20 protein-coding genes are annotated in these 22,070 nt (G+C 64.4%); 12 read left to right on the forward strand and 8 right to left on the reverse strand.

What is annotated here, in order from left to right; translation table 11 throughout:
• The first annotated feature begins 217 nt into the window (after positions 1-217).
• On the forward strand, positions 218-1,498 hold the full coding sequence (locus tag E4P09_RS15545) for an MFS transporter (RefSeq protein WP_137390519.1): 1,281 nt from the start codon (positions 218-220) through the stop codon (positions 1,496-1,498).
• A gap of 12 nt (positions 1,499-1,510) precedes the next feature.
• Positions 1,511-1,912: a hypothetical protein gene (locus tag E4P09_RS15550; RefSeq protein ID WP_137390520.1), complete on the forward strand. Its 402-nt coding sequence runs from the start codon at positions 1,511-1,513 to the stop codon at positions 1,910-1,912.
• A 7-nt stretch (positions 1,913-1,919) separates the two neighbouring features.
• Here the strand turns inward: E4P09_RS15550 and E4P09_RS15555 are convergent, their stop codons facing one another.
• Genes E4P09_RS15555 through E4P09_RS15570 form a run of 4 tightly spaced genes read right to left on the reverse strand, consistent with a single transcriptional unit; the run spans position 1,920 to position 6,477 of the window.
• Positions 1,920-3,035: a DUF4340 domain-containing protein gene (locus tag E4P09_RS15555; RefSeq protein ID WP_137390521.1), complete on the reverse strand. Its 1,116-nt coding sequence runs from the start codon at positions 3,033-3,035 to the stop codon at positions 1,920-1,922.
• Positions 3,032-4,984, reverse strand: coding sequence for a Gldg family protein (locus tag E4P09_RS15560; protein WP_137390522.1), 1,953 nt, complete (start codon positions 4,982-4,984; stop codon positions 3,032-3,034). Before E4P09_RS15560 ends, E4P09_RS15555 begins: the two co-directional genes overlap by 4 nt.
• Before the next feature lie 4 nt (positions 4,985-4,988).
• Positions 4,989-5,723, reverse strand: coding sequence for an ABC transporter permease subunit (locus E4P09_RS15565; RefSeq protein ID WP_137390523.1), 735 nt, complete (start codon positions 5,721-5,723; stop codon positions 4,989-4,991).
• Positions 5,716-6,477: an ABC transporter ATP-binding protein gene (locus E4P09_RS15570; RefSeq protein WP_137390524.1), complete on the reverse strand. Its 762-nt coding sequence runs from the start codon at positions 6,475-6,477 to the stop codon at positions 5,716-5,718. Before E4P09_RS15570 ends, E4P09_RS15565 begins: the two co-directional genes overlap by 8 nt.
• Positions 6,478-6,752: 275 nt before the next feature.
• Here E4P09_RS15570 and E4P09_RS15575 point away from each other — a divergent pair, with 275 nt between their 5' ends.
• A complete protein-coding gene (locus tag E4P09_RS15575) occupies positions 6,753-7,049 on the forward strand; it encodes a hypothetical protein (protein ID WP_137390525.1) in 297 nt (98 codons plus the stop codon).
• Between the two features lie 57 nt (positions 7,050-7,106).
• Here E4P09_RS15575 and E4P09_RS15580 read toward each other — a convergent pair whose 3' ends face one another.
• Positions 7,107-7,760, reverse strand: coding sequence for an alpha/beta hydrolase (locus E4P09_RS15580; protein WP_137390526.1), 654 nt, complete (start codon positions 7,758-7,760; stop codon positions 7,107-7,109).
• Positions 7,761-8,101: 341 nt separating this feature from the next.
• On the opposite strand from E4P09_RS15580, the gene E4P09_RS15585 reads away from it, so the two are divergent.
• The 9 genes from E4P09_RS15585 to tyrS all read left to right on the forward strand — a co-directional run bounded on the left by E4P09_RS15585 (position 8,102) and on the right by tyrS (position 17,087).
• The gene (locus tag E4P09_RS15585) at positions 8,102-9,238 is read left to right on the forward strand and encodes a cysteine desulfurase family protein (RefSeq protein WP_137390527.1); all 1,137 of its coding nucleotides are present in this window, start codon (positions 8,102-8,104) and stop codon (positions 9,236-9,238) included.
• A gap of 41 nt (positions 9,239-9,279) precedes the next feature.
• Positions 9,280-10,788 (forward strand): Fe-S cluster assembly protein SufB, encoded by a 1,509-nt coding sequence (gene sufB / locus E4P09_RS15590; RefSeq protein ID WP_137390528.1) that lies wholly within the window; start codon positions 9,280-9,282, stop codon positions 10,786-10,788.
• Positions 10,785-11,153: a cupin domain-containing protein gene (locus E4P09_RS15595; RefSeq protein WP_428977719.1), complete on the forward strand. Its 369-nt coding sequence runs from the start codon at positions 10,785-10,787 to the stop codon at positions 11,151-11,153. Before sufB ends, E4P09_RS15595 begins: the two co-directional genes overlap by 4 nt.
• A gap of 17 nt (positions 11,154-11,170) precedes the next feature.
• Positions 11,171-11,920, forward strand: coding sequence for a Fe-S cluster assembly ATPase SufC (gene sufC / locus E4P09_RS15600; RefSeq protein ID WP_137390529.1), 750 nt, complete (start codon positions 11,171-11,173; stop codon positions 11,918-11,920).
• 45 nt (positions 11,921-11,965) lie between these two features.
• Complete coding sequence (gene sufD / locus E4P09_RS15605; RefSeq protein WP_137390530.1) at positions 11,966-13,309, forward strand: Fe-S cluster assembly protein SufD; 1,344 nt, start codon at positions 11,966-11,968, stop codon at positions 13,307-13,309.
• Positions 13,302-14,564, forward strand: a complete 1,263-nt coding sequence (locus E4P09_RS15610; RefSeq protein WP_137390531.1) for a cysteine desulfurase — start codon at positions 13,302-13,304, stop codon at positions 14,562-14,564. The genes sufD and E4P09_RS15610 overlap by 8 nt, the downstream gene beginning before the upstream one ends.
• Before the next feature lie 11 nt (positions 14,565-14,575).
• Positions 14,576-14,947 (forward strand): SUF system Fe-S cluster assembly protein, encoded by a 372-nt coding sequence (locus E4P09_RS15615; protein ID WP_137390532.1) that lies wholly within the window; start codon positions 14,576-14,578, stop codon positions 14,945-14,947.
• A gap of 94 nt (positions 14,948-15,041) precedes the next feature.
• Positions 15,042-15,422, forward strand: coding sequence for a Fe-S cluster assembly scaffold SufA (gene sufA / locus E4P09_RS15620; RefSeq protein ID WP_137390533.1), 381 nt, complete (start codon positions 15,042-15,044; stop codon positions 15,420-15,422).
• 405 nt (positions 15,423-15,827) lie between these two features.
• Positions 15,828-17,087 (forward strand): tyrosine--tRNA ligase, encoded by a 1,260-nt coding sequence (gene tyrS / locus E4P09_RS15625; protein ID WP_137390534.1) that lies wholly within the window; start codon positions 15,828-15,830, stop codon positions 17,085-17,087.
• A gap of 70 nt (positions 17,088-17,157) precedes the next feature.
• Here tyrS and E4P09_RS15630 read toward each other — a convergent pair whose 3' ends face one another.
• The 3 genes from E4P09_RS15630 to E4P09_RS15640 form a co-directional block, all read right to left on the reverse strand.
• Entirely contained in the window at positions 17,158-17,640 is a 483-nt protein-coding gene (locus E4P09_RS15630; RefSeq protein ID WP_137390535.1) for a VOC family protein, read from the reverse strand.
• Entirely contained in the window at positions 17,637-18,266 is a 630-nt protein-coding gene (locus E4P09_RS15635) for a TetR/AcrR family transcriptional regulator (protein WP_137390536.1), read from the reverse strand. Before E4P09_RS15635 ends, E4P09_RS15630 begins: the two co-directional genes overlap by 4 nt.
• Positions 18,267-18,384: 118 nt before the next feature.
• On the reverse strand, positions 18,385-21,918 hold the full coding sequence (locus E4P09_RS15640; protein ID WP_137390537.1) for a YhdP family protein: 3,534 nt from the start codon (positions 21,916-21,918) through the stop codon (positions 18,385-18,387).
• Positions 21,919-22,070: the final 152 nt, after the last annotated feature.

Consider the following 22,070-nt stretch of genomic DNA (forward strand, 5'->3'; position numbering starts at 1 on the left):
GAGGAGGAACACCGGTCCCTTCCGTCACTGCTGCGCTTGACCCGGCAATCCAGGGCCGCCCAGGCCGAACCGGGGGCATGATGAGTTTCGCCACCAAACCATCAACCTCGCTGATCTCATTAATAAGCCGAATTGACCAATGCGCTGCTATGGATCATTTTTCTCATAGCTGCTCTGGAATTTGTGCAATGGTCCAGGCATTCCCAGCCGCTCTAAAATGGCAGCGGTGACGTGTAAACAAGGACGGCCTATGTCTCGCACATTTTCGCAGCCGGAGTCGCTCTGGTCACGGGTTGAAATCATCATCATCGCCGGGTGTGTGATCTCCGCGATCGGCTTCGGCATTCGCGCAAGCTTCGGCCTGTTCACCCTGCCCGTCACCGAGTTCTATGGCTGGGACCGGGCGACCTTCGGCATGGCCATGGCCATTCAGAACCTGGTCTGGGGCATGGCGCAGCCCATCGCCGGCGGCCTGGCCGACCGCTACGGCACCGCCCGCGTGCTGGCGGCCGGCGCCATCATTTACGCGGCCGGGCTCGTCGCCATGTCCCTGCCCCAGAATGCACCGTTGTTCATGCTGAGCGCGGGCGTGCTGGTCGGCATAGGCATCGCCACCTGCTCCTTCGCCATCGTCATGGCGGCGTTCTCCCGCAAGGTCGGGCCGGAGCGGCGCTCCTGGGCCTTCGGCATCGCCACCTCCGCCGGCTCACTGGGCCAGTTCCTGTTCGCACCGCTGGGCCAGGCCTTCATCAGCGCCTATGGCTGGGAAACCGCGCTCGTGCTGCTTGCAGCCTGCGTGCTGATCTGCGTGCCGCTCGCCGCAATCCTGCGCACGCCGCCCGCCGATCCCAATGCCCAGCCGCGCGAAGCCGAAACCACCCTGCCCCTGTTCCAAGCGCTCAGCCGGGCGCTCGCTCACCGCAGCTACGTGCTGCTGACCACCGGTTTCTTCGTCTGCGGTTTCCAGCTCGCCTTCATGACCACCCACATGCCGCCTTATCTGGTCGAAGGCGGCATCAACCCGACGACCGCCAGCACCGCCATCGCCCTGGTGGGCCTGTTCAACGTGGTCGGGTCCTACATGGCCGGCGTGCTGGCGAACCGCCATTCCAAGCCCTATATCCTCGCCCTCATCTATGCCGGCCGTGGCGTCGCCACGCTCGTTTTCCTGCTTCTGCCCCTCACCGGCGCGTCGTCCTTGATCTATGGGGCGGTCATGGGCCTGCTATGGCTCTCCACCGTGCCCCCCACAGCCGGGCTGGTCGCGGTCATGTTCGGCACCCGCTACATGGGCATGCTCTATGGGGTCGTGTTCCTCAGCCACCAGATCGGCTCGTTCTTCGGGGTCTGGCTGGGCGGACTGCTTTATGACATTTTTGGCTCCTACGGGCCGGTGTGGTGGATGAGCGTGGCCCTTTGTTTCATAGCGGCCCTGATCAACCTGCCGGTGCGGGAGAACGCGGCGCCGAATTTCGGTCGGGCGGTGCCGCAGACCTGATGGAAGAGAGCCATGCCGGGCACCGCCAGCCCTAGCCGCCGCTCGAACCCCCATTGGCTCGCCGCAGGGATTGGCGTAGCGCTCCTGGTAGTCTGGCTGGCGGTCATGGCCCTGGCCATCCGCGATGCCGCCCTCGCGCCCGATGCCACGGGCCGCATGTTCGTGGTGTTTCCGCCAGGCCTCGACGACACGGCCATGGTGAACCGCATCGCCGCCGCTGGCGGACAGCCGGTGCGCCAGACCTGGATCGACAGTGTCTGGGTGGTGGCCGGCGACAGGCCCGGCCTGGCCGGCGCCCTGAAGGACCAAGGTGCCCTCGGCGCCTATGGCGAACTCCCCGTGGGCATGCAGCTGGCCGGCTGTTTCGCCTGGGCCGACGCCAAGGTCGGGCAGATCTTCACCCTCACCCCGTGAGCGGGGCTTATTCGGCCTGCGACGGCGCCGGCTGCGAAGGAGGCGCAGCCTCTGGAGGTGTAGCCTCAGGGTTGGGGGCAGGCCGCGCCTCGGTCAGGTCGTTCAAGCTGGGAAAGAACGGCTTGGCCGCGGCATCGCTCAAGCGGAACTGCCAGCCCTGCGTGCGCCGAACAAGTGCTGAGGAGGCGTCCTTGTTCTCGCCCGGCGCAAGTTGCGTCACCGCGAGCCAGCTCTCGTCGCCCGATTTGGTCAGCACCAGCTTGAGCCTCATGCCGTCGGTGGTCGCGAGCGCAACGGTCGAAGCCGGGGAACCTCCTTCGTCCTGCAGCTTGCGCACTGCATCGAAGGAAAGCCCGGCAAAGTCGGTTGCCGCCAGCATCGGCCCGGAGCTGCTCTTCGGCTGTCGATTCGCAGGCAGATTCTCGATGGTGAATGTCTGCTCGCCCTCCGCACTGCCCTTTCGCTTCAACATCATGGGCGGCTGGCCAGCCGGAGTGATCACCGCCTCCGCGATCTGATCGCGGCGTAGGCCGAGAACATTGGTGCTGACCCAGCGATCGAGCCGGCTGGAAACTTCGACATCCTGAGATACGAGCCAGCTCTGCGCCTGATCAGGCATGCGCACATAAGTGCCGCTGACGCCTGGGGCGCCGCGCTCGCCCAGCCGTTGCGCGCGCAAGCTGCCGACGATCAGCGCGGCCAGCGTCGCGTCATCCTGCGCCTTAAGCGTGACCAACGTGCCCGCGCCCTCGGTATCCGGCTTGTCCGGCGCGCCGACCCCAAGCACGCCGTAGCGATCCGGCCGGTCGGTCTTGGGTTCGATGCGCTTGAGCTCGGCAAGGGTGATCAACAACGCATGGACCCGCTGGGTGTCGGCGGGGTAGCCGTCCTGGTTGGCGATGCGCCATACGCTGCCATCCCGCTTCAGCGTGATGGCACCTGCGGGGTCCTTCACCTCTATGGCGGCCACATCGCCCAGCCGCTGATCGAGACCCGGCAGCATGGCCTCGCCGCCCGCATCGAGGGCGGTCCATTGGTGGTTGCTGGAATAGGACCAGGCAGCCGCCGTCAACGAAACGATTGCCGCAACCAGCAGGCCTACGACCACTCGCGGCGTGATCATGCCGACACCCCCTGCCCCGCCGGCGCGGCCGTTTCGCTCGCATTCCGCCAGGCTACGCGACGCTGTCGCCGCACCCAGAACACGATGCCGCCGGCAATGCCGATCAGCACCGGCACCAGCGCCATGTTGAGAAGCTTCAGCAACAGATCCAGCCGGTCGATATCCTCCCGCAAGGCCCGCTGCACGTCCCTGAGCTGCTGGCGAAGGGAAACGAGTTCCGCCCGCGACGCGGCGAGCGCGCGGCGATCCTCGTCCGACAGGATGACGTTACCCCCGCCCGCTCCCTGCTGCAGGCTGGAGATGCGGGCCTCGACCTGCTGCAGGTTCTGGTTCAAGGCTTCCGCCCGGGCGCGGAACCGGGCTTCGGCCTCCCGGCGTATCGCTTGCACCAGCGTGAACGGCCGGTCCTGCACGCCGCGGCCGCGCAGATCCGCCAAGGCCGTGCCGCCGGCCAGATATTGCAAGGCGTTGATCACCATGTCCGCATTGCCCGCCAGAGGCACCAGGAATTGCGTGCCGAGCAGCTCGCGGACATCGGCCCAGAAACTGTCATAGAGCATGTCCACGTCAGCAATGATGATGGCGTTGACGGTGCCCGAGATGAGTGGCGGCGCCGTCATGCTGGCCGGGGTGGTCTCGGTTGCCTCCGCCGCCTCGGCATCTTCGTCACGACCCTTCGGCACGCCATTGGGATAGGCCGTGTCCGCCTTGCCGTTCACGCGCATAATCAGCGCCAATGGCAGGCCGCCCGGCGCGAAGTCATCCAGCAGCCTTTTCGGATCCGGATTGCGCACCGCGCTCAGCGGAAAGGCCATGGCATTGTCGCTGGTCTCGATCAGCGGAGCGGTCGTAATCGTCGCATTGTCGGCCTTGTGCAGGATGCCGGGCGTAGCGAAGGTTACCGACTTGATGCCGGCAAAGACCGGGTCGGAGGCTGCGAATGTCTCCGCGGTCATGTCGAGCCACACCAGGTAGTCGGCGACGGACGGCCGCGACGGCGAGCCATATTGCACCTGCCGCGCATGATCGGCATCGCCCGCCACCTCGTCGGGCTTGAAGCGCGCGCCCCATTTGCTCAGCAGAGCGAGGAAGCCGTCATCCGGTCCGAAGCCGGACGCGGTGGGCCCCATGATCTCGACCAGGGGATCGACGAACGCCAGCACAGGCTTGCCCGCCAAGGCGAACTGATCGATCGCAAGCAGCAGTTCCGGTGCGAGGCCCGCGGGCTGCACCAGCATCAGGAGGTCGACATCGGCGGGAATGGTGCTGGCAGAGCTGTCTATGGCCTCGAGGTCGAAATAGTCGCGGATCTGATCGATCACCCGCCAGGCCGGCTGCTGCTGCCCGGTCATCGGGTTCATGCTCTGCATGATCGGCACCGTGGTGATCAGCCCGATCTTCGGCCGCTTGGCGGTGGCGAGCTTGTGGATGAGGCGGGTCAGGTCGTATTCCAGGAAGCGCTCCCGGTCGAAAGCGAAGAACGGAATGGTCTCGCGATCGTCGGTCCGGTTGGTGGCCACCAGCCCGAAATAACCGAGCTGGTCATTGCCCAGGGGCACCCCTTGCAGCCCTGCGGCAACCGCCTCGTCCTCAGCATCCGTGAACGGCTCGGGGTCCACGATCTCGAGCGTCAGCCGTCCGTTCGACAGGGTGGCGTAATAGTCGAGAAGGGCCCGCACCCGGTCGAAATAGGCCTGGAAGGTCGGTGCAACCTCCCCCAGCCGTTTCGAGAAAAAGAGCCGCACCATGATCGGCTCCCGAAGGCCCGCCATCTCGGCGCGAGTACTCTCGGAAATGGTATAGAGCTTGTCCTCCGTCACATCGAGCCTGGTCAGCGGCAGCTCCTGGGACGCGAACAGGTTGACGCCCAGCAGGGTAAGAAACGCCAGGACAATAGCGGCGGCCGCGAGCAGCCGACGCGAGGGCGAATTGGGAGATGCGCTACTCATCGCCCTACTCCGCCCGGCCGAGTTCGACCACGACCGCGTTGACGAAGAGCCAAAAGGCAATCAGCGAGGCCACATAGACGAGGTCGGCCGCGCCGATCAGGCCGCGCGACATATTGGTGTAATGGGTGAGCGCTGAGAGAGATGCGACCGCGGCGGTGACCACCTGCGGCGCCCAGCCCTGCAGGGCACCGAGCACGAGATTGGTGCCGCTCATCACGAACAGGAAGCACATGACCGCAGCAAGGATGAAGGCGATCACCTGATTGCGGCTGACCGCCGACATCGCCGCCCCGATGGCGAGGAAACCGCCGGCCATGAGGAAGGAGCCGAGATAAGCTGCCGCGATCACGCCATTGTCGGGCTTTCCTAGGACATTCACCGTAATCCAGAGTGGCACCGTGCACAGCAAGGCGATCCCGAGAAAGATCCACCCGGCGAGCCATTTGCCGACGACCGCCTCCGTTGTGGAGACCGGCAGGGTCATCAGCAGCTCGACCGTGCCCGAGCGCCACTCCTCCGCCCACAGGCGCATGGCGATGGCGGGCACCAGCAGCAGATAAAGCCACAGGTGGTAGTCGAAGAATGGGCTGAGGTCCGCCACGCCGCGATCGAAGAACTGCCCGAGATAGAAGGTGAATACCCCCGCCAGCGCGACGAAGATGGCCAGGAACACATAAGCGATCGGCGTCGCGAAATAGCTGGCGAGTTCGCGCCGGGTGACGGCCAGAATGTTAGCCATGGCGCTGACCCTCCCCTTCCGTCGTGGTGAGCCGGCGAAAGGCCTCCTCCAGGCTGACCGGTGCGCCGTCGGCCGAAGGAACCAGCCGCCGCAGCGCGTCCGCCGTGCCGTCCGCCACGATTCGCCCGCGGGCAATGATCACCGCGCGGCTGCAGACCGCGTCTACCTCTTCCAGGATGTGCGTCGAGATGATGATCGCCTTGCGCGGCGCCATCTCGGTGATCAGCTGCCGCACCTGGTGCTTCTGGTTGGGATCGAGGCCATCGGTCGGCTCATCCAGGATCAGCACCGGCGGGTCGTGCAGAATGGCCTGGGCAAGCCCGACCCGGCGCTTGAAGCCCTTGGACAGGGTTTCAATCGGCTGCTCCGCAACCGCCTCGAGCTCGGTCAGCCCCATCGCCCGGTCGAGCGCCGCACGGCGCCCCCCGCCGGAAAGCCCGCGGATATCGGCAACGAAGCTCAGGAAGGCACGCGGCGTCATCTCCCCATAAGCGGGCGCCCCTTCCGGCAGATAGCCGAGAGCGCGCTTGGCCGCCTTGGGCTGGCTTGCCACGTCGTGTCCGCAGATGACGGCTTGCCCGGAATCCGGCGGCAGGAAGCCGGTCGCCATTTTCATCGTGGTCGATTTGCCTGCCCCATTCGGGCCGAGAAAGCCGAGGACTTCTCCTTCGCCGACTTCGAGGGAAATGCCATCGACCGCCGTTATTCCAGCAAAGCGCTTGACCAAACCGTGCAGAGAAACGAGCGGCGCCATACCAGACCTGAACGTGCAGAGTCTTCAATAGCCCTTACGGGGTGCCTCCATGAGGCTCAAAGCTGATGGAATGGATGCTTATGGCCCGAGCGGGCGCGATTCGTAAAGGGGGGAAGCATCGCGAGTTGTTTGGTTACGTTGTTAGCAGCACTCGGAATTTGCTGCTAACATACTGTTTCTAAACGCTAAATGCGTTCGAACAGGCCTTGACGGCCGCGCAAGTCCGCACAAAATTCAAAATGATATGACCCGATAACCCGACTCATGAGGACCGTATGGAGCCGTTGATCTGGGATCGTAACAGTCTGCGTAAAGCCCATCTCGACGAGCGTCTGCAGCTCACCACCGCAGAGATTCTCTATTACCTGCCCGACCACCCGGAGATCTTGCAAACCTTCCTTTGGCAGCATTATGACACGGCGCCTCGCTTCCCGCGTCTGACCCGCTTTCTCGACTTCTGGCGCACCAGCATCGAGGCAACCCTTGCCGAGGTGCGCGTGGCGCACCAGGCCTGCGCCGGAGCCATCCCGTCTCACCTGCGTCTGGTGGAGCAGGAGTGGCGGGTGAGCTAGACGTAAGCTTTCCGGAAGTTGTCCATTCGGCCCGGCAGCGATGGCGGCCTCTTGTCCTTAAGCCGCCTCGCTCTGGGCCAGGCGGCGGTCGATATAGTCTTCGACCACTTCCATCAGCTCGTCGAGCTTGTTTTCGAAGAAATGGTTCGCGCCGGGCACCAGCTTGTGCTCGATGGTGATGCCGCGCTGGGTCTTGAGCTTGCTGACCAGGCTGGTCACGTGCTCGGGCGCGGTCACCGCGTCCTTTTCGCCATTGATGAAGATGCCGGACGCGGGGCATGGGGCGAGGAACGAAAAATCGTAATGGTTGGCCATGGGCGCAACGGAGATGAAGCCCTCGATCTCCGGCCGGCGCATCAAGAGCTGCATGGCGATCCATGAGCCGAAGTCGAAGCCGGCGATCCAGCAGCTGCGCGCATCCCTGTTGATCACCTGCACCCAGTCGAGTGCTGCAGCCGCGTCCGACAGCTCGCCCGCGCCGTTGTCGAACACGCCCTGGCTGCGGGAAACCCCGCGAAAATTGAAGCGCAACACGGAGAAGTCCCGCCGCACGAACGCGTAGTACAGGGCGTGCACGATCGGATGGTTCATCGTGCCGCCGAAGGTCGGGTGCGGGTGCAAGATCACGGCAACCGGCGCGTTCGGGCCCTTGTTATGGTGATAGCGGCCCTCGATGCGACCCGCTGGCCCGTTGAAAATCACTTCCGGCATGTCGATCCTCGGTGTGCTCTCTTGACCAATTCCAAAACAAGCCCCCCGCTCTCACCAAGCGGAAAGGCCCCAGACCATTTGTTGACTCGGCCAGTCAGGTTTTCTATATGCACCTTAGAATTGTTCAAGGGTACGGACCGGCCGCCGACGTTTCATATCACAAGCCCGGCGTCTGGTTTCAAGTAATTCGCGCTTGATGGTGGCCTCGCGGTCGCAGCTCGGTTGCAGGCTCCAATGGCAGGGACGGGATGGTAACGCTCAGCACGCCAAGGGAAATGCTTGAGCGACCGTCCCCATCCGGCCGTTCCGCTAAACCAACACGCACTGAAACCAATGGTCGCATGACGGGCTTGCGCACATATCTCGACCATAACGCGACCACGCCGTTGCGGCCGGAAGCCCGTGCCGCCGTCACTGCCGCGCTCGATGTGGTTGGCAACGGCTCGTCGGTGCACTATGAGGGCCGCCGTGCACGCGGACTGATCGAAGAGGCGCGGGGTGAAGTGGCGGCCCTGGTCGGGGCCCGGCCGGAAATGGTGGTCTTCACCAGCAGCGCCACGGAAGCGAACAACCTGGCGATCTTCGGTGCGCCGGTCGAACGCATCGTGGTATCGGCGGTCGAGCACGCCAGCATCCTGGAGCCGGCCCAGGCTCGTGGATGCGCGCTCGTGACGGTCCGCACGAATTCGGCCGGCGTCATCGATCTCGATCAGCTCGAGAGTCTGCTCGCCGATCCGGGGCCGACCCTGGTGTCGGTCATGGCCGCCAACAACGAGACGGGCGTTATCCAGCCCATCGCCGAGATTGCGCGCTTGGCGCATGACCGCGGTGCCCTGGTGCATGTGGATGCGGTTCAGGCCGCTGGTCGGCTGTCGCTTTCCTGGCCCGTGCTCGATCTCGACATGATGTCGGTCAGTGGTCATAAGCTCGGCGGGCCGCAGGGCACCGGTGCGCTTATTGTACGTGATAATCTGAACTTGCGCCCCCATATGTGGGGCGGTGGCCAGGAGAAACGGCGCCGCGCCGGCACGGAAAATGTGGCGGGGATCGCCGGCTTCGGCGCTGCGGTCCAAGCGGCGCAGCGGTCTCTGGCGAGGGCGAGTGAGCCGTCCCGACTTGCGGCCTTGCGCGACCGGTTCGAGACGGCATTGGTTGAGCTTGCGCCCGACGCGGTCATTTTCGGATCCGGTACCGAGCGGCTCAGCAATACCAGCTGCTTTGCGGTGCCGGGCATCAGCGCGGAGCTGCTGCTTGTGGCGCTGGACCTCGACGGTATTGCGGTGAGCTCCGGTTCTGCCTGCTCGTCGGGCAAGGTCGCCCGCTCCCACGTGCTGGCCGCCATGGGCGTGGGTGATGAACTGAGCAGCGGCGCCATTCGCGTGAGCCTGGGCTGGTCGAGCACCGAGGCCGATATCGATAGGTTGCTTGCCAGCCTTGCACGCATTGTTGAGCGGAAGCGGACACAATATGCCGCCTGAGGACGACGCTGGCGGCGCACGGGATGATGTGAGGAAGAGGAATGGCTGATCTCGAGACGATCGAAAAGGTCCGCGCCATCGACGTGGACAAGTACAAGTACGGCTTCACCACCGAGATCGAGGTCGAGAAGGCCCCCAAGGGCCTGAACGAGGACATCATCCGCTTCATCTCGGAGAAGAAGGGCGAGCCTGCCTGGATGCTGGAATGGCGGCTCGATGCCTATCGCCGCTGGCTCACCATGGACGAGCCGAAATGGGCGCGGGTCAGCTATCACAAGATCGATTATCAGGATCTCTACTACTACGCGGCACCCAAGAAGCAGGGCTCGGGCCCGAAGAGCCTGGACGAGGTCGATCCGGAGCTGCTCCGCACCTATGAGAAGCTCGGCATTCCCCTGCGCGAGCAGGCCATTCTGGCGGGCGTCGAGGGTGCGCGGCTGGATGGAGCCGATGGCGAGGGCGCCGAGCGGACGCGCGTGGCCGTGGACGCGGTGTTCGATTCCGTGTCCGTGGTTACCACCTTCAAGGAAGAGCTGGCCAAGGCGGGCGTGATCTTCTGCTCGATCTCGGAAGCGCTGCGGGACCATCCCGAGCTTGTAAAGAAGTATTTGGGCTCGGTGGTGCCGCAGTCCGACAATTTCTTCGCTGCGCTGAACTCGGCCGTGTTCTCCGACGGCTCCTTCGTCTATGTGCCGCCGGGCGTGCGCTGCCCCATGGAGCTGTCCACCTATTTCCGCATCAACGAAAAGGACACCGGCCAGTTCGAACGCACCCTGATTATCGCCGACAAGGGTTCTTACGTCTCCTATCTCGAAGGCTGCACGGCGCCGATGCGCGACGAAAACCAGCTGCATGCGGCCGTGGTCGAGCTGATCGCGCTGGATGACGCGGAGATCAAGTATTCCACGGTGCAGAACTGGTATCCCGGCGATGCTGAGGGCAAGGGTGGCGTGTTCAACTTCGTCACCAAGCGCGGCGACTGCCGGGGTGTGAACTCCAAGATCTCCTGGACGCAGGTGGAGACCGGCTCGGCCATCACTTGGAAATATCCGAGCTGCATCCTGCGGGGCGACAATTCGCGCGGCGAGTTCTACTCCATCGCCATCTCGAACGGTCACCAGCAGGTCGATAGCGGCACCAAGATGATCCATCTCGGCTGCAACACGTCGAGCCGCATCATTTCCAAGGGCATTGCCGCGGGCTTCTCGCAGAACACATATCGCGGGCTGGTCTCGGCGCACCCCAAGGCAACGAATGCGCGCAACTTCACCCAGTGCGACTCGCTGCTGATCGGCGATCAGTGCGGCGCGCATACCGTGCCCTATATCGAGGCGAAGAATGCCTCGGCCCAGTTCGAGCACGAAGCGACGACGTCGAAGATCTCCGACGATCAGATGTTCTACGTCATGCAGCGCGGGCTCTCCGAGGAGGAGGCGGTGGCGTTGATCGTGAACGGCTTCGTGCGCGACGTGCTGCAGCAGCTGCCGATGGAGTTCATGGCCGAGACGCAGAAGCTGATCGGCATCAGCCTCGAGGGCTCGGTCGGATGATGCCGGACAAGTTCGCGCTCGACGACAAGTTCGCCCAGTTCAGCGAGCACTGGCGGCCGAAGGTCGTGGCCTCGCTGAACGGCCAGGAGCTCAAGCTGGTGAAGGTTCAGGGGGAATTTCCCTGGCATCATCACGAGCATGAAGACGAGTTGTTCCTGGTGTGGAGAGGCGCGATCCGCATCGAGTTCAGGGACCGGGTGGTTGAGCTCGGTCCGGGCGAGGCCCTGGTGGTGCCCCGTGGTGTGGATCACCGGCCGGTGGCGGAGCAGGAAGCGGAGATCCTGCTGTTCGAGCCAGCCGGGGTTTTGAACACCGGCAATATCATTGACGAGACGTTCACCGCGCCCATGGGCGCAACGGTTTAGTTCTGGCGGTTGAAGCAATGCTTGAAATCAAGAACCTGCATGTGAAGATCGAGGATCGCGAGATCCTCAAGGGCATCGACCTGACCATCGCGGCCGGCGAGGTGCATGCGATCATGGGCCCGAACGGCTCGGGCAAGTCGACGCTGTCCTATGTGCTGGCCGGCAAGGAAGACTATGAGGTGACCGAAGGCTCGATCACCTTCATGGGCCAGGACCTCCTAGAGATGGAGCCCTATGAGCGTGCCGCCGCGGGCCTGTTCCTCGCCTTCCAGTATCCGATCGAGATCCCTGGCGTGGCCATGATGCAGCTGCTCAAGACCGCGCTCAACGCCCAGCGCAAGCAGCGGGGCGAGGCGGAGCTGTCGACCCCTGACTTCCTGCGGCTGGTGCGGCAGAAGGCCGACCAGCTCCGCATTGCCCAGGACATGCTGAAGCGGCCGGTGAATGTGGGCTTTTCGGGCGGCGAGAAGAAGCGTGCCGAAATCCTGCAGATGGCGGTGCTGCAGCCCCATCTCTGCGTGCTGGACGAGACCGACTCCGGCCTCGACATCGATGCCCTGAAGATCGTGGCCGATGGCGTGAACGCCCTGCGTGCGCCCGACCGGTCCATGCTGGTGATCACCCATTACCAGCGGCTGCTCGACTATATCGTGCCCGACAAGGTGCATGTGCTGTCCGCGGGCCGCATCGTGCGGTCGGGAGACAAGAACCTCGCGCTCGAGCTCGAGCGCAGTGGTTATGCGGAGTATGAGGCGAGCGCCGCCTGACGCCGCTTCTTCCCCAGACCACCAGCCTAAGGACGCGTATCGACGATGAACGTCGCAGTTCAGCAGACCCGGACCGAACAGGCGCTTCTGGATGCCTTCCCGGCCTTCCGCGCCAACGCACCGCTGAGCCCCTGGCTCGACAAGCAGCGGGAGGCCGGCTATTCGGCTTTCGCGGCCACGGGCCTGCCCCACCGCCGCATCGAGGAATGGCGCTGGACCGACCTGCGCCGCGCATTGCAGAGCGCCTATCTGCCCCTGACCGAACCGGCCAAGCCCGCCGCTGGCGTGGTGGAGCGGCTCATGGCCAAATCGCCGTTCACCGGGCTTGATGCGGCGCGGCTGGTGTTCGTCGACGGCCGGTTCGATGCGCAGCGTTCGGAGCTGCCAGTGGCCGACGGTCTCACCGTGCTCACCTTGAGCGAGATGCCGGAAGACGCGCCGGCCTGGCTCAAGGACACTTTCGGCAAAGTTTACGGACCGGAGGCCGACCCGATCCGCGCGCTGAACGCAGCCTTCCTGCGCGATGGCGCCGCCATTCACGTCGCGGCCGGCGTGGCGGTCGAGCAGCCTATCGAGATCATCTCGGTGGTGACCGATCCTTCCGCCCATATCAGCGGCCTGCGCAATGTGGTGGTGCTGGAGGCGGGCGCGGCCCTCACCCTGATCGAGACCCATGTGGGCGCCGCTGCCGATCACGTGGCGGGCGCAGTGACGGAAATCCGCATCGGCGATGACGCCACGTTCCAGCGGATCAAGGTGCAGGACGACAGCCTTGAGGCCGTCCACCTGGCCAATCTGCATGTGGAGATCGGCGCCCGAGCCAGATTCCGCGAGTTCACCGCCACCGCCGGAAGCCGGCTCTCCCGCAACCAGATCTTCGCGAAATTCCGCGGCGAGGAGGCGGATGCCAATATTTCCGGCGCCTATCTGCTGGCGGGCAAGCAGCATTGCGACACGACCCTGGTGGTCAACCATGCCGTTCCCCATTGCACCAGCCGCGAGCTGTTCAAGGCAGTGCTGGATGACGAGGCGCACGGGATCTTTCAAGGCAAGCTGATCGTCGAGCAATATGCCCAGAAGACCGACGGCAAGCAGCAGAGCCATGGCCTCCTGCTTTCCGAACGGGCCGAGTTCGACGCCAAGCCGGAGCTGGAGATTTTCGCCGACGACGTGGCCTGCGGCCATGGCGCCACCGCCGGCCAGCTGAATGAGGACCTTCTGTTCTATCTCATGGCCCGCGGCATTCCGGAGCCGCAAGCCAAGTCCATGCTGATCGCGGCCTTCGTGGCCGAGGCCTTCGATGCCGTGGACCATGAGGGTATCCGCGAGCGCCTAGCCGCCCTGGCGGAAGGCTGGCTCATCTCGAGTGGGGAGAATGGGAATGGCTGAAGCCGCAGCAGCGGGCCTGGTCAAGCCGGTGGCCCCACGGCTCGACGTGGCGCGCATCCGGGCGGATTTTCCGATCCTGGCCCGCGAGGTCTATGGCAAGCCCCTCACCTATCTCGATAATGCCGCCTCGGCCCAGAAGCCCAAGGCGGTCATCGATGCGGTGCGCCATTCCTATGAAATGGAATATGCCAATGTCCATCGCGGCCTGCATTTCCTGTCCAATGCGGCGACCCAGGCCTATGAGGACGCGCGCGAGAGCGTGCGCGCTTTCCTGAATGCCCCCTCGGTCGACGATATCGTCTTCACCCGCAATGCCACCGAGGCCATCAACCTGGTGGCCCAGAGCTTCGGCGGCATGGTGATCGGCGAAGGCGACGAGATCGTCCTCTCGATCCTCGAGCACCACTCCAACATCGTGCCCTGGCATTTCCACCGGGAGCGACGCGGAGCAGTGCTCAAATGGGCGCCCATCGACGACAACGGCGCGCTGATCCTGGAGGAATACGAGAAGCTGCTCGGCCCCCGGGTGAAAATGGTGGCCATCACCCACATGTCGAACGCGCTGGGCACCATCACGCCGATCAAGGAGATCATCCGGCTCGCGCATGCCCGCGGCATTCCTGTGCTGGTGGATGGCAGCCAGGGCGCGGTGCACACGGTGGTCGACGTTCAGGACCTCGACTGCGACTTCTACGTCTTCACCGGGCACAAGACCTATGGCCCCTCGGGCATCGGCGTGCTCTACGGTAAGGCCGAGCGCCTGACGGCCATGCCGCCCTATCAGGGCGGCGGCGAGATGATCCAGGACGTGACCCTCGACACGGTCACCTATGCGCCGCCGCCACACCGGTTCGAGGCGGGAACCCCGGCCATCGTCCAGGCGATTGGGCTCGGGGCTGCGCTCAACTACATGATGGCGGTGGGGCGCGAGGCGATCGCGGCGCACGAGGCGGAGCTTCTGGCCTATGCCACCCGGCGCATGGCCGAGATCAACAGCCTGCGCATCTTCGGCACGGCGCCGGACAAGGGCGCGATCATCTCGTTTGCGCTCGAAGGCGCTCATGCCCACGACGTGGCGACGGTGATCGATCGGCACGGTGTGGCGGTCAGGGCCGGCACCCATTGCGCACAGCCGCTGCTGCAGCGCTTCGGTCAGACCTCGACCTGCCGCGCGTCCTTCGCCATGTATAATACGATGGAAGAGGTCGACCGGCTGGTCGAGGCCCTGAAATCGGCCGCCCGCCTGTTCAGCTAGGGACGAATGCCATGAGCGACAACAGTCTTGCCGCAGCGGCCGAAGCGGAAGCCACGAGTGCCATTCCGCCCGAGGAGCTGGCGCGGCTGACGGACGATATCATCGCCGCATTGAAGACGGTCTATGACCCGGAAATCCCGGTCGACATCTACGAGCTCGGCCTCGTCTACAAGGTGGATATCGACGACGACCGCACCGTGACGGTGGACATGACGCTCACCGCCCCGGGCTGTCCGGTGGCGGGCGATATGCCAGGCTGGGTGGAAAATGCCATTAATGCGGTCCCCGGCGTGGCCGGCACCAACGTGAACCTGGTGTTCGACCCGCCCTGGGACCAGAGCCGGATGTCGGACGAGGCGCGCGCCGCCCTGAACTACTGGTGAGGCCGTAATCCGTCACGCGGAATGTGCGAGGCTGGTTGTGGTGTTGGCCGCGGCGAATGCTATATTAGAGACAGAGGATTTCGAGAGTTGGCGCATGAGCACAGTGCAATCGAGACTGCGGGCGAGGCCCAAGGCCATGACGCTCACCGAGGCGGCGGCAGCGCGCCTGCGCGAGCTTTCCACTCGCGCGGATAAGCCCATCCTCGGCCTGAGAGTCGGGGTCAAGAAGGGCGGCTGCGCCGGCATGGAGTACACGCTCGACTATGCGACCGAGCAGAAGCCGGGCGACGAGGTGGTGGAGGACAAGGGCGCCAAGATCTTCATCGACCCGGCGGCGATCATGTTCCTGCTCGGCACCGAGATGGACTACAAGACCACGCTGCTCACCTCGGGCTTCGTGTTCAACAATCCCAACCAGACCTCCGCCTGCGGCTGCGGCGAGAGCGTGGCCATCGCTCCGGCCCAGGCCGATTAGGGCACGCTCGGACTAGGCATCCCTCCCTTGGGACTACAGGGCACATGGCCTCCTGATGCCCTGGATTGTCGGCTCAAGCCCGACAATGACGGAAGTTGTCGATCTGAAACCAAACCGTCATGCTCGGCCTTGAGCCGAGCATCCAGGGCCACACTCACGGGCCAAGGAACGATCGCTGGACTGCTGAGTGGAGGCCGGCAATGACGGCGACATGGCTTGGATGCCTGCCGCCGGGACATCTCCGTCGGATAAAGGACACCGCCCGTCATCGGTGCCGGGGAAGGTCAGCGGCGCGCCGTGAGCGCTGCGCCCCGCGAGATGGGCCGCCAAGACATTTGCCATGGTCTTCCCCTGTGCTAAGACGCGGCACCGAAGCAGCGCATCCTGGCATGAACCGGCTCATCCATGAATCAGTTTAAGTCCGATTTTCTAAAAATCCTGCACGAGCGTGGCTTTGTCCACCAGTGCTCCGATCTGGACGGGCTCGATGCCCTCTGCGCGGCCGGCCCGGTGACCGCGTATGTGGGCTATGACTGCACCGGGCCTTCGCTGCATGTGGGCCACCTCCTGTCCATCATGATGCTGCGCTGGTTTCAGAAGTGTGGCCATCGGCCGATCGCGCTCATGGGCGGTGGCACCACCCGGGTGGGCGACCCCTCGGGCAAGGATGAAAGCCGCAAGATCCTGAGCCTGGAGCAGATCGAGGAGAACAAGGCCAGCCTGCGCGAGGTGTTCAGCCGGTTCCTGACCTTCGGCAGCCATGTCACCGGCAGCGGCAACGACGCGCGCATGGCCGACAATGCGGAGTGGCTGGCGCCGCTCAACTACATCGAATTTCTGCGCGACGTGGGCCGCCATTTCTCGGTCAACCGCATGCTCACCTTCGAGTCCGTGAAGATGCGGCTCGAGCGCGAGCACGAGCTATCGTTCCTGGAGTTCAACTACATGATCCTCCAGGCCTATGACTTCGTGGAGTTGAACCGCCGCTATGACGTGCGCCTGCAGATGGGTGGCTCCGACCAGTGGGGCAACATCATCAACGGCATCGACCTCGGCCGCCGCATGGGCACGAGCCAGCTCTATGCCTTGACGTGCCCGCTGATCACCACGTCGTCCGGCACCAAGATGGGCAAGACCGCGCAGGGCGCGATCTGGCTCAAGGCCGAGATGCTGAGCCCCTACGCGTACTGGCAGTTCTGGCGCAACACCGACGATGCCGACGTGGGCCGGTTCCTCAAGCTGTTCACGGAGTTGCCGCTGGCGGAGATCGAACGGCTCGCTGCCCTCCAGGGTCAGGAGATCAACGAGGCCAAGAAGGTCCTGGCAACCGAGGCCACCGCCCTTTTGCACGGCCGCGACGCGGCGGAAGAGGCGGCCGAGACGGCGCGTCAGGCCTTCGAAGCCGGCGTTGCCGCCGAGGGCCTGCCCACGGTGGAGATTCCGCGGGATGAGCTCATCGCCGGCCTCGGCATCCTGAGTGCCACGGTGCGCGCTGGCCTTGCGTCATCCAACTCGGAAGCACGGCGCGCCATCGCCAACCGGGCGATCCGCGTGGACGACGCCCTCGTCGAGGACGACAAGGCGACGGTGGTGCTTTCGGCCACAGCGGATGCGGTGAAGATCTCCATGGGCAAGAAGCGCCACGTGCTGCTGAAGCCCGTCTGACCGAGAGCGGCGCCGACGAGGCAACTGCGCCCGGTCGATGGGATCGGCCGGCGCAGCCATCACAGCCGCTTCATGCCCCTGCATACGCCCTTTCCAGCGCGGCGACGTCCACCTTCTTCATGCCGAACAAGGCCTCGATCACACGGCGGCTCCTCGCGGGATCCTTATCCGCAACCATGTCGAGATACTTCGCGTAGTTGATCTGCCATGACAGGCCGAAGCGATCCTTCACCCAGCCGCAGGGCTGGATCTCGCCACCTTCGCTGAGCGCGGCCGAGAGGCGGTCGATTTCTTCCTGGGTGTCGCATTCGACGAAGAGCGACATCGCTTCGCTCAGCTTGAAGATCGGTCCGCCATTGATCGCCCCGAACCTTTGGCCCTCCAGCTCGAAACCGATGCACATGATGGCGCCCTCGGGGCCCGGATCCCCCTTGCCGTAGTGGAGCACGTAGGTGATGCGCGAATCCTTGAACAGCGAGATGTAAAACTTGACCGCCTCCTCCGCATTCGCGTCGAACCACAGGAACGGCGTGATCTTTTGCCGGATGGTCATCGGGTCTCCTCCTCCTCTGTGAACGGCCGATTGAAGAGCAGCGCCAGATAGCGCTGCAGGTGCTCGAGGCAGTCCTGGGCAATGCCTTCGTCCCCCTTGCTCTTGGCGAGGATGAAGGCGCCTTGAATGACGGCCTGTGTGAAGATGCCGAGGCTTTCGGGTGTCCAGCGGGCCTCGGGCGCGTGCAGCGCTTTTGCTTCGGCTGCATCTTTGGCGATGGCCGCGGCATGCTCGAGAATGTGCTTGCCGGCCGCGTCGCGGATCGACGGATGTGTCTCATAGGTCTCCTGGGTCAGCATCCCGAGCAGACAGGTGAAATCGGCCAACGCGCCCGCCGCATGGCGCTTGCGGAAATCCGCATAGGCGATCAGCCGATCGGCCGGATCGCTCACCCTGTGGTAGTCTGCGTCCGCAAAGAAGGCATCCGCGCGGTCTGAGAAAAGATCCGCCGCGGCAATGGCCACTTCCTCCTTGGACTTGAAGTGATGGAAGAAGCTGCCTTTGGTCAGACCGGCCTCCTCGCAGATGTCCTCGACGCGGGTTCCGGCATAGCCCTTTTTGCGAAAGACGCGCACGGCTGCGTCGAGCAGCTTCGCTTTTGACCCCTGCGCCGCTTCACTGGCCATTCGCCCTCCTTTCGTACCAACCAGTCGGTATGTATCTCTCTGGTACCAACTAGTTGGTATGGAGTCAAGGCAGTGAACCGACGAAAATGCATTGAGGAGCTGGTACCGATGCGAGGCTTCAGCGGTCCGGCTGAGGGGGATGCTGCTGCGGCGAGGTGGGCAGGCGTCGCGATGGTGGTGGCGCCCTCCGTGCCGGTGCACTGGGCACGACCGCGCGCGTGCCGCTGCTGCCCTGGAACTCGAAGATCTTGCGCAGGAAGCCGGGGGCCAAAGCCGAGATGGGATTGAACAGAACCTGCGGTTTGTCCGTGGTGCCACGGATCGCGAAGGTGATGCCGAACATGCCCTGGCCCTTGCCGCCCATGAGCATTTCGCCCAGCACGGGAACGGCGCTCAACAGCGAGTTCAGCGCATAGGCCGGTATGATGGTGCCGCCGATATCGATCGCCTTGTCCTGCTTGCGGATGACGCCCTTGGCGGTCGCCCCCAGCGCCGGCCCCTGCAGCAGGGTGTCGCCGATATAGACACCGGCGGCATTGGCGGAAAACGGCATGCTGAAATTGGAAAACACCATCGTGCCGGTCCGTCCGGCCTGGCGCGGATTGAGGCGCACGGGATTGCCTTTTTCGTCGAACTGCAGGGCCGGCTCGTCCATGACTTCGAAGCTCTGCAGCCGGAGTTGGCCATTATCCAGCAGCGCCGTGCCCGCCGGCCCGAGCAGCCCGGTGAACTGCAGCCGGCCGCCCCTGACGCGCGAATAGAGGTCCATGGCACGCAGCACCGCGCCGGCGTTTTCGCTGCTCGCCGTCATCAGACGGCGGCCCTGCGGCTTCGGCTCCATGGTCATGGCGAACGGCGAACCATCATTGAAGCGGCCGGTCAGCTTGATGGCGGCAATGCCTTTTTCGCTGGCCGAACCGCTGAATTCGACATCCACCAGCCGCTCGTTGCGGAAGCCGATCACGCTGGCAATCTTGCCTTTCATCTGAGTAATCAATGGCTTCAGATGATCGGTATCCCTTTCTTCGAACAGGGCGGAAATCATGGGACGCGCATCGAAGCTCGCCCCATCCACGGCAACCTCTATCCGGTTGTCGTCCAGGCGGTGCAAGACCAGGGAGAGATCATTGCCCTGCCCCAACCTGACCACCGGCAGGTGCGAGCGCTGGACGTCGCCGCGCGCATTGACGGTGAAATCGCCGCGCACGTCGAGATCGGTGCCGGTGAGCGCGAAATCGGTGACGTTGAGCGCGCCATGATCGGCAACGGCCACCTTCATGGTGGCGCGGGTCTTGCCCGAGGGAGGCCGTTCCCAGTGGATGCCCTGCACCATGAGGGTGGCTTTCGACAGATCTGCCTCCACCTCGGCCCCGGCGACCTCGGTCTTGGACAGGTCCACATTCACGGTCAGGTCGATAGGGCCTGCCACCAGGTCGTTGATGTCGATGCCGAGCCGCTGTCGGTCCCCATCGCTGAGGGTGGCGCGGGCGGTGATGTGCCGCTCGTCCGGCGTGTTGTTGATGAAGGACATGCGCCAGTCGAGCGCGCTGCGGACGCCGTTGAGCAGCACGTTGCCCCTGCCTTCTGCGCCCTGCATGGTGACGGTCACGTCAAGCTCGCCGCCATTGATGCTGATGTCGTGCAGGGCGTTGGGAAGACTGACGTCACGGATCTTCGCCTGAGCATCGAGGGCGACCTGGTCTGCGGTCATATCCGCGCTCAGGGGCAGCTCGAACTTGAAAAGCCCCTCGACAGTTCCCCCGAGGTCGGCGAGCCGCAAGCCGGCTTTGCTGATGTATTGCAGGGGCGGCTGGTCGACCAGCTCGATGAAGCCTTGCGCCGGCCCGCGCACATGCAGCTCAAAAGCCGCCCGCGTGCCCTCCACCATCAGATGGGTGACCTTCATCGTGCCCCGCGCGAGCTCGACGGTGGCGCCCGACGGCAGGGTGACGACCCCATTGTCGAGCTGGAGGTCGAAGCTGTCGCCGCGCAGCACGCCGCCGCCGGTGGCGTTGCGGATGGGTGGCAGCTCCGCATAGTAGCGGGTGTCGACACCGGCAAGGCTGAAGTTGAAGGTGATGTTCTCGTCCGGGATGGCCTGGCCGGCCAGCGCATTGGCGATCACCGCGCCCGGCAAGTCGACGATCATCTCGCCGTCGGTGATGACGCCGGACGACACGTGCGCGTTGATCCAGTTGCGCGCGGCCGGCGCAGCCATCGGCGGCCAAAGTTTCTTCAGCATTTCCAGCGGCACTTGGTTCAGCCGGGCCCCGAAACGCACGGCCACCGCCTCCGGCGTCTCGGTGAAGGTTCCGCGCAGGCGCACGCCGGCATTGCCCGCCCGCAGCACCAGATCATCCACCCTGAGCGAGCCCTGGTCCAGCAGGGCCGTGCCGACGAAGTCGATATTGTCGATCGCTAATGCGTCCGCGATCGTCCCAGTCGTGTCCAGGCTGATGCCATGGGCCTTCAGCTCCAGCTGCAGCGCGCTCACGCGGCCGTCCGCCGCCTGGACCGGGTGAACGACGCCATTCAGCTTCGCCTGGGACCCACCGATGAAAAACGCGGAATCACCGATGACGATGTCGCCGCTTTCCGGCTCGAACGACAGCCGCAGCACGCCTTCATCCACCAGGATGGGCTGCGAAATGAAGCCGGGAAAGCCGACATAGCCTGCCGCGGCACTCAGCACGGCATCAGCACGCAGGATCCGCCCCCCTCCGGTCATCTCGAAACGCGCTTCGCCGGAAAGCGGCACCTTCACTTCTGCCAGCTGCGACAGCGAGAAGATCTGCCCGGAGAGATCGGCCGGCACCAGGTCCTGGATGCTCGCCTGGGCAACCACCTTGTCCTGCGCATCAGCATAGCTCGCCACCACATTCAGCTTCCATGGCACCGGCCCGCTCGCCACGTCTGCATTGGCGATCAGCTTCAGGCCCGCCGTATCGCGCTGGAAATTGAGATTGACCTCCGGCATTTCCCAGGTGGCGTCGTTTATGGCATCGAACAGCGACACCCGGGCATCGGTTATGACGATCGCCTCCAGCGATGAGGCCGCCGTCTCCCCCGCGTCAGGGTCGGACAGCAGCTCTTTGTGAATGAAGCTGAACAACCCGGGTTCGAGCTGGCGTGCATCGCTCTTGCGCTCGGCGGCGCTGACCTGCATCGTACCCGTCCGCTGGCTGGATCCGCGCCCGACGGAGCGCGGCAGCACGAACTCGTCGTCCGGCGCGGCCGCTTGGCCCACCCCCAGCGCGATGTTGCCGTCCAGCGAGCGGCGTACGAGAATATGCGGTCCGATCAGCTCGAGCTTGCGCACGAGCACGCGGCCCGTCCACAGGGCGCTGCCGTCGAGGCCGAGGGAGGCCCTGGGCGCTTCGGCAAGAAGCTCGCCTTGCGGATCGGTCAGCCGCACATCGCGCAGCCGTATCCGCGGCCGGCCGGAATCGGAGCGCTCGATGATGGCATCGGCGAGCTCGAGGCGCATCCCTGCGAGATTCGAGTTGATCAGAGCTTCGATCGGCGCGCTCATGAAGCCAAGCGAGATAGGCCCGACGCTCAGCCGCCACAGGACAATCAGCAGGAGCAGCGCGAGACACAACAGGGCGCTGCCGAGCGAGATCAAGCCTATTCTGGTTATCCGCTTGCGCAAATCGTTGTATCTTGGCTAGCACACCAACACGGGTCGCTCTGTCCTCTGAACATGTTCGAGATCACAGCCTCGAGGTCCCGGCAAACCAGAACCAGCGGATCGTCCGACGATGATCGACATGAAAACACCTCCGCGCGCGGGCGACAGTAATC

It is taken from the genome of Rhodoligotrophos defluvii, from assembly GCF_005281615.1.
Lineage (GTDB): Bacteria > Pseudomonadota > Alphaproteobacteria > Rhizobiales > Im1 > Rhodoligotrophos > Rhodoligotrophos defluvii.